Raw genomic sequence first — 7,871 nt, 5'->3', positions numbered from 1 at the left:
CCGGGGCCTCCCGCCGTTAGGGCGCAGAGCCAGCCGCAGGAGGCTCCGGCGCCCTGCGCCCCACGCTTGGGCCTGCTACGGGGCGAACGCAGTGCGTTCGCTTTATCCCTCCGCAGCGCCGGAGACACGGAGAGAGGAGACTGAATCCCGCAAACCGCGCAGGGGCCTGCGGGGCACTCTGGTCTCTCGAAGCGTGGCAGGGAAAGCACAATCCCTGAAAGATTTTGCAAGTGAATGTCAGATGCACATTGATCCCTGGCATCTGCTGCTCCTAATCAGGCGCAACTCAGTCTCAATTTCAAAACAGGTATCCCCTCATGCCGTTTTCCCACTTGTCTGTACTTCTGGCTTCCAGTGCGCTCGTGTCGCTTTCCGTCTATGCCGACACGGCCACAGAGCCGGGTGAGCAAAACCCCTACACGCTGCTGTCGACGATTGTCGTGACAGGGTCGAGCGAGGCGGTCGACGAGGTGGCAGGCTCTGTCTCTTTCCTCACAGATGCCGACCTCTCGGCACAGGCGCAGAGTGACATCCAGCGCGTGCTGCGCGTTGTGCCCGGCGTGAACATTCAGGAAGAAGACGGCTATGGCTTGCGCCCCAACATTGGCCTGCGCGGGTCCGGGTCTGACCGGTCATCCCGCATCGTACTGATGGAGGATGGCGTGCCGATTTCGCCCGCGCCCTATGCGTCTCCGTCCGCCTACTATTTCCCGACCACGGCTCGGATGAGCGCTGTGGAAGTGACCAAGGGGCCAGCAGCCATTCTGTATGGACCGCGCACGACAGGGGGCGCGCTGAACCTGTTCTCCACGCCTGTGCCAACAGAGATGAGCGGTTTTGCGCAGGCTTTCTTCGGCACGAATGACCGCCAGCGCGTACATGCCTGGACGGGCGGGCGCGCAGATGTGGGGGCAGGCTGGCAGCTTGGCGGCCTGATCGAGGTGTTCACTGACGAGACCGATGGCTTCAAGGAGCTGGACAATGGCGGCCCAACCGGGTTTGACGCTGCTGATCTGATGCTGAAGCTCGGCGCCTACAAGAGCGATGGCCCGATGCCGCAAAGCGTTGAGCTGAAATACCAGACGCGCGAAGAAACCTCCAACGAGACCTATCTGGGCCTGACTCTTCAGGATTTTCAGGCTGATCCCTATCGCCGCTATGATGCGAGCGCAGACGATACGTTCCGGGGTGAGAATGAGCTGTTCCAGCTGACCCACAAGATTGAGTTCTCACCGACGCTGAACCTGACGACGATTGCGTATCACCATGATTTCGCCCGCAACTGGTACAAGCTGCAGGGCATCAGCGCAGATGGTTCAGGCGCTAGCGGCGATACCGGCATTTCCTCCATTCTGGCCGATCCGGTGACCTATGCCGCCGAGTACAGCCTGGCGACCGGCGCGACGAGCCTCGACAATTCCATTGTGTATCGCGCCAACCGCCGCGCCTATTACAGCGAGGGCCTGCAAACGACGCTCAGCTGGCAGACGCAATTTGGCGGACTGGATCATGATCTCACAATTGGCGTGCGTGTGCATGAGGATGAAGAAGACCGGTTTCAGGAAGAAGACGCCTATCGCCTCGAAGGCGGGCGCCTGATCCTGACTGCCGCCGGTGCGGCAGGCAGCAATGCCAACCGGGTATCCAGTGGCGAGGCGGTTGCCCTGTTCGTTCAGGACCGCCTGACGCTGGACAGGCTGACCGTGACGGCGGGCGCGCGGTTTGAGGATTATGAGCTGACGCGCGAGGATTTCTCGACGGCGGACCCGACCCGTGCGGCTGGGCCGACACGGATTCGGACGCTGGATGATCAAGTGGTCGTACCGGGCCTGAGTGCGCTTTACGAACTGAATGAAAATCTGACCCTGCTGGCCGGCGTGCACCGCGGCTTTGCCATTGCCAGTCCGGGCGCGACCGATGCCGACGCCGAAGAAAGCGTGAACTGGGAAGCCGGTGGGCGTTTTTCCAGGGACGGACTGGATGTGGAGGCGATTGCCTTCTTCAATGATTATTCCAACCTGCTCGGCACCTGTACGGCGTCTTCGGGCGGCAATTGCACTATTGGCGACCAGTTCGATGGCGGCGATGTGGATGTGATGGGTCTGGAACTGACGGCCAGTTGGGACGCGGCGAAATTGTTCGACACCTCGCTCTCCCTGCCGGTCGGCGTCGTCTACACCTGGACCGATGCGGAGTTCCAGTCGGCCTTCGAGAGCAGCTATGAGCCCTGGGGCGATGTCGAGGCGGGCGATGAGCTGCCTTATGTCTCCGACCAGCAGATCACGCTGATGGCGGGCATCGAGGCAAGCCGCTGGGGTGTGGATCTTTCGGCCAATCATGTCTCCGAAGCGCGCGCGCGGGCCGGGCAGGGCGCCATTCCGGCGGCTGAGCGGATTGATGCGCGCTGGCTGGTCGATGCGGCGGCCTGGATGGATCTGACCGACACGCTGCGCCTGCGCGTAAAGGCCGAAAACCTGTTCGACGAAACCTATGTCGCCTCCATCGATCCCGCCGGCCTGCGCCCGGGCAAGCCGCAAGAGATTCTGGTCGGCCTTGAGGTGAAATTCTAGGGGGCGGCGCTTTTGCGCCAAACCTCACCTGAAGGCCTTTCATTTCGGGGGAAAATGAGCCATAAGCCGCCCCTTGTGGTGGGATATCGGGTTCTGACCCGGCTGGACGACATCCCGGCCGTGGCCTGGAGCTGCGGATACTCACCCGAAAACCCCGCCAATTCAGGCGTTTAGATGAAACCCGCCGCAAGGCGATCACATGAAAGATATTCGATGTCGATTACCGCTGAGAAGAAAAAAGAGCTGATCGAAAAGTTCGCCACCAAGCCTGGCGACACCGGCTCTCCTGAAGTGCAGGTCGCGATCCTGACCGAACGGATCAACAACCTCACTGAACACTTCAAGACGAACAAGAAAGACAATCACTCCCGCCGGGGCCTTCTGGCCATGGTTGCCACCCGCCGGAAGCTGCTTGATTATACCAAGAAAAAGGATGAGGCGCGTTACAAGACCCTCATCGAAGCCCTCGGCATCCGCCGCTAGGCTGACCAAACAAGCCCGCCGGGCAATAGGGCCACGGCGGGCTTTTCGTATGTGAAAAGAAAGACTGTTTGATGTTTGACAAGAAATCCGTGTCGCTGGAATGGGCCGGCCGCACACTGACGATTGAAACGGGCCAGGTGGCCCGCCAGGCCGATGGCGCCGTCATGGTGACCTATGGGGACACGAGCGTCCTCGCCACGGCTGTCTATGCCAAGGAAGCAAAACCGGGTCAGGACTTCTTCCCCCTGACCGTGAACTACCAGGAAAAATACTACGCATCGGGCCGCATCCCCGGCGGCTACTTCAAACGTGAAGGCCGCCCGACCGAGAAAGAGACGCTGACGTCTCGCCTCATCGACCGCCCGATCCGCCCGCTTTTCGTCAAGGGCTTCAAGCATGAAGTCCAGGTCGTGCTGACGGCTGTATCGTATGACCTTGAGAACGATCCGGACATTCTGGGCATGATCGGCGCCTCTGCGGCGCTCGTCCTGTCCGGCGCCCCGTTCATGGGCCCGATCGGCGCAGCCCGCGTTGGCTACAAGGATGGCGAATACATCATCAACCCGTCCGTGGTCGACCTTGAAGAGTCCGAACTGGACCTCGTCGTGGCCGGTACGGCGGACGCCGTGATGATGGTGGAATCCGAAGCGAAAGAACTCTCGGAAGAGGTCATGCTGGGCGCTGTGGTCGCTGGCCATGACGCCATGCAGCCAGTCATCGATGCGATCATCGAACTGGCAGAGCAGGCCGCCAAGGAGCCGTTCGACTTCGCACCAGTCGACAATTCCGACGCCGTTTCCGCGATTCAGAAGCTGGTCGGCGCAGACCTGTCCGCCGCCTACAAGATCACTGAAAAGCTGCAGCGCCAGGCCGCTGTCGGCGAAGCACGTGACAAGGCGAAAGAGGCTCTGGTCGGCACCGAGGAAGAGCCGGGCGAAATGACCGGCGAGACTTTCAAGGCCGCCTTCAAGGAAGCTGAAGCTGCTGTTGTCCGGGGTGATATCATCAAGACCGGCAAGCGGATTGATGGTCGTGACCTGGACCAGGTTCGCCCGATTCTGGCGGAGGCTGGCTTCCTGCCACGCACGCACGGGTCTTCCCTGTTCACGCGCGGTGAGACGCAGGCTATCTGTGTGGCCACGCTGGGCACGTCCGATGACGAACAATTCATCGACAGCCTGGACGGCACCCGCAAGGAACGTTTCCTGCTGCACTACAACTTCCCGCCATACTCTGTCGGCGAAACCGGCCGCATGGGCGGCGCTGGCCGCCGCGAGATCGGCCACGGCAAGCTCGCCTGGCGCGCGCTGCAGGCTGTCCTGCCGGATCATGCGGAATTCCCGTACACGATCCGTCTCGTGTCCGAGATCACCGAGTCCAACGGGTCGTCCTCGATGGCGACCGTGTGTGGCTGCTCTCTCGCCATGATGGATGCCGGCGTGCCGGTGAAGCGCCCGGTTTCGGGTATCGCCATGGGCCTGATCCTGGAAGGCGAAGACTTCGCCGTCCTGTCCGACATTCTCGGTGACGAGGATCACCTCGGCGACATGGATTTCAAGGTGGCCGGTACGGAAGCGGGTGTGACCAGCCTTCAGATGGACATCAAGGTGGCCGGTATCACCAAGGACATCATGGAAAAAGCCCTTGCTCAGGCAAGCGGTGGCCGCCTGCATATCCTCGGTGAAATGGCGAAAGCGCTGGATACGTCGCGCGACAGCCTGTCCGACAACGCCCCGCAGATGGAAATCATCAAGGTGCCAACCGACAAGATCCGTGACGTGATCGGATCCGGCGGCAAGGTCATCCGCGGTATCGTGGAAGAGTCCGGCGCCAAGGTGAACATCGATGATGACGGCACGGTTCAGGTTTCCGCGCTCGACAAGGAGTCGATCAACAAGGCGCTGAAGATGATCAAGGAGATCGTTGCAGAGCCGGAAGTTGGCGAAATCTATGAAGGCAAGGTTGTTGGCCTGAAGGATTTCGGCATCTTCGTGAACTTCTTCGGTCCGAAGGACGGTCTGGTGCACGTTTCGCAAATGGCGAACGAGCGCGTGAACCATCCGAAGGACATGGTGAAGGAAGGCGACACGGTCTGGGTCAAGCTGATGGGCTTCGACGATCGCGGCAAGGTTCGCCTGTCCATGAAAGTTGTCGATCAGGAGACCGGCAAGGAACTCACCAAGGACGAGGGCGGCGAAGAGGAATAGTCCTCTTCCCACTCACCAATTGCAGAAGGCCGCCCCACCGGGCGGCCTTTTTCGTTGCGGGCCTACAGGCCCTGACCGCCGGAAACCTCGATCCGCTGCGCGGTGATCCAGTGATTGTCCGGGGCCAGAAGATTGGCGATGACGGGGCCGATATCATCCGGCAGGCCAACCCGGCCGAGGGCGGTGATCGCGGCGATCTGCTGGTTCAGGCCGGGCGTGTCGCGCACCGCCCCGCCGCCGAAATCGGTTTCGACCGCGCCCGGCGCGACCGTGTTCACGGAAATGCCGCGCGGGCCAAGTTCCTTTGCCATGTAGCGGGTGAGCACTTCGACAGCGCCCTTGGCGGCGGCATAGGCGCCATAGCCGGGATATGTGAACTGGGTCAGCCCGGACGAGATGTTCACGATCCGCCCGCCATCCGCGATCAGGGGCAACAGGGCCTGGGTCAGGAAAAGGGGGCCTTTGACATGTACGGAGAAGAGCGTGACGAATTGTGCCTCACGGATCTCTGCCAGCGGCACATTGATGCCTTCGCCGGCATTGTTGACGAGGTGATCGAGGCTGGACCGGTTCCATGTCTCCTGCAGTGCTGCTTTCACGCTGTCTGCAAAGGCAGGGAAACGTGACGGTTCGCTCATGTCGAGTTGGAGCGCGCAGGCCTTCCGGCCGAGCGCCTCGATTTCGGCAATGACGGCATCTGCGGCATCAGCGCGGCTGCGATAGGTAATCAGCACATCGCCGCCCTTGCGTGCGATGCTGAGCGCGGTGTTGCGGCCAAGGCCGCGGCTGCCGCCAGTTACGAGGGTGAGAGGGGGCATGTCGGTCTCCTGTAGGGGGTGATCGCCTGAAGGTGGGAGCGAAGCCCGCCGCGCGGTTGCCGGAACCTCGCCAATTCTTGCCTGATCCTCCAAAATCGGATGCGGTGGCACGCTGGTTGGGGTAGGATACGGTCATGACCGACCCCCTGATTTCCGCCGCCCGGCATTATGCGGTTGACCATGCCGATGCAGATGGCACTGCTGAAACCCCGATCCCGGGCCTTGTCATCATGACGGCAACCCGGCCGACCGCGTTGCAGCGCCTGATCCTGCAGCCCGTGGTCTGCCTTGTCCTGCAGGGTAGCAAGCGGATGATGACGGGCCCGGATGTGTTCGACTTTTCGGCTGGCGATTCCCTGCTGATCACGACCGATGTGCCGACCCTGAGCCAGATCACGCAGGCGAGCCGGGAGAGGCCCTATCTGTCCCTGGCGCTGGATCTCAACCCGTCCGTGATCGCCGATTTGGCCGGGGACATGCCGCCGGCGCGCACTTCGGCCGGAGCGCCGGTACGAGTGGACCCGACGGATCGTGAAGTGGCCGATGCGGCAAGGCGGCTGGTCGGCTTGTTGGACCGGCCGGATACCTTGCCGGTCCTGCAGGACCAGCTGGTGCGGGAGATGCATTATTGGCTGATGGCCGGGCGTCATGGAGACGCGATCCGGCGGCTGGGCTGGCCGGATGGCCATGTGGAGCGGATCGGGCGGGCTGTTGCCATCCTGCGCAGGGATTATGCGCAGGCCCTGCCGGTGACGGATCTGGCCGCGATTGCCGGAATGAGCGTGTCCTCCTTCCACCAGCATTTCCGGGCTGTCACATCCTTGTCGCCCCACCAGTTCCAGAAGCAATTGCGCCTGATCGAGGCGCGCCGCCTGATGCAGGTGGATGGACGCACTGCCAGTCAGGCCGCCCATGCCGTTGGCTATGAAAGCGTGCCGCAATTCACGCGGGAATATGGACGTCTGTTCGGCCGTCCGCCCGCGCAGGATGCCCGGACCGTGCGGGCGCGGCCTGATGCTGTGGCGGGCTGACTGCGTTCCGGGCGTGGCCCGCCGCAATAATCCGTTGAAAGGCTAAGGGGTTTGCCGGTAGACCACGGGCCATCATGGCAAAGAAAAAACCCTTCCTAGTCGCAATGTCCGGCGGTTCGGGGTCCGGCAAGTCCACGCTGGCCGAAGCCCTTCTGGACCATCTGGAGCCCGGACAGGCTGTCCTGTTCGGCGAAGACGCCTATTACTATCCGATGAGCCATTATGGCGAGCCGACCACAAAGGAAGAGTGGACCGAGCTGGTGGCGGGCATCAACTATGATGCGCCACGCTCGAAGGAGGCCGATCGGCTGGTTAAGGATCTGCGCGCGCTGAAGGCGGGCGAGACGATCCAGCAGCCGATCTATGACTATGAGCGCCATGACCGCAGCGAGAAGACGCGCCAAATCAAGTCTGCGCCGATCCTGATCCTTGAGGGCATTCACGCGCTGTCCTTCCCGAAAATCAGCTCCCTGATCGATTTGTCGGTCTATGTGGATACGCCGGATGATTTGCGCCTGGCGCGCCGAATTCGCCGTGATGTGACGGAGCGGGGCCGCAGCCTGGAGAGCGTTCTGCAGCAATATCTCGGCACGGTCCGCGCCGCGCACTACCAATGGACGTATCCTGCAAAGTTTGAAGCTGATCTCGTGATTGCGGATGAGGGGCTGCCCGCCTATGGCAATGTGCGCCCGACCGAGGAAGCGATTGAGCGCATGATTGCACCCGTTCTGGCGCGCTTGCAGAATTGCGGGGCCATCTAGG

At 61.8% G+C, this 7,871-nt stretch carries 6 protein-coding genes; 5 read left to right on the top strand and 1 reads right to left on the bottom strand.

The window, feature by feature from the left end; translation table 11 throughout:
* The first annotated feature begins 332 nt into the window (after nucleotides 1-332).
* The 3 genes from HY36_RS03250 to pnp all read left to right on the top strand — a co-directional run bounded on the left by HY36_RS03250 (nucleotide 333) and on the right by pnp (nucleotide 5,260).
* On the top strand, nucleotides 333-2,570 hold the full coding sequence (locus tag HY36_RS03250; protein ID WP_162175940.1) for a TonB-dependent receptor family protein: 2,238 nt from the start codon (nucleotides 333-335) through the stop codon (nucleotides 2,568-2,570).
* A gap of 213 nt (nucleotides 2,571-2,783) precedes the next feature.
* The gene (rpsO, locus tag HY36_RS03245) at nucleotides 2,784-3,053 is read left to right on the top strand and encodes a 30S ribosomal protein S15 (RefSeq protein ID WP_027838265.1); all 270 of its coding nucleotides are present in this window, start codon (nucleotides 2,784-2,786) and stop codon (nucleotides 3,051-3,053) included.
* 71 nt (nucleotides 3,054-3,124) lie between these two features.
* A complete protein-coding gene (gene pnp / locus HY36_RS03240; RefSeq protein WP_035548052.1) occupies nucleotides 3,125-5,260 on the top strand; it encodes a polyribonucleotide nucleotidyltransferase in 2,136 nt (711 codons plus the stop codon).
* A 62-nt stretch (nucleotides 5,261-5,322) separates the two neighbouring features.
* Here the strand turns inward: pnp and HY36_RS03235 are convergent, their stop codons facing one another.
* A complete protein-coding gene (locus tag HY36_RS03235) occupies nucleotides 5,323-6,078 on the bottom strand; it encodes an SDR family oxidoreductase (RefSeq protein WP_035548049.1) in 756 nt (251 codons plus the stop codon).
* Between the two features lie 134 nt (nucleotides 6,079-6,212).
* Here HY36_RS03235 and HY36_RS03230 point away from each other — a divergent pair, with 134 nt between their 5' ends.
* Nucleotides 6,213-7,109 carry an AraC family transcriptional regulator gene (locus HY36_RS03230; RefSeq protein ID WP_035548047.1) on the top strand — a complete coding sequence of 299 codons (897 nt, stop codon included), beginning with the start codon at nucleotides 6,213-6,215 and terminating at the stop codon, nucleotides 7,107-7,109.
* Between the two features lie 74 nt (nucleotides 7,110-7,183).
* Entirely contained in the window at nucleotides 7,184-7,870 is a 687-nt protein-coding gene (udk, locus tag HY36_RS03225; RefSeq protein ID WP_035548045.1) for a uridine kinase, read from the top strand.
* Nucleotide 7,871: the final 1 nt, after the last annotated feature.

This window comes from Hyphomonas atlantica corrig. (assembly GCF_000682715.1).
Taxonomy (GTDB): domain Bacteria; phylum Pseudomonadota; class Alphaproteobacteria; order Caulobacterales; family Hyphomonadaceae; genus Hyphomonas; species Hyphomonas atlantica.
The sequence above is the reverse complement of the archived record's forward strand: the minus strand, read 5'-3'. Positions and strand labels throughout refer to the sequence as shown.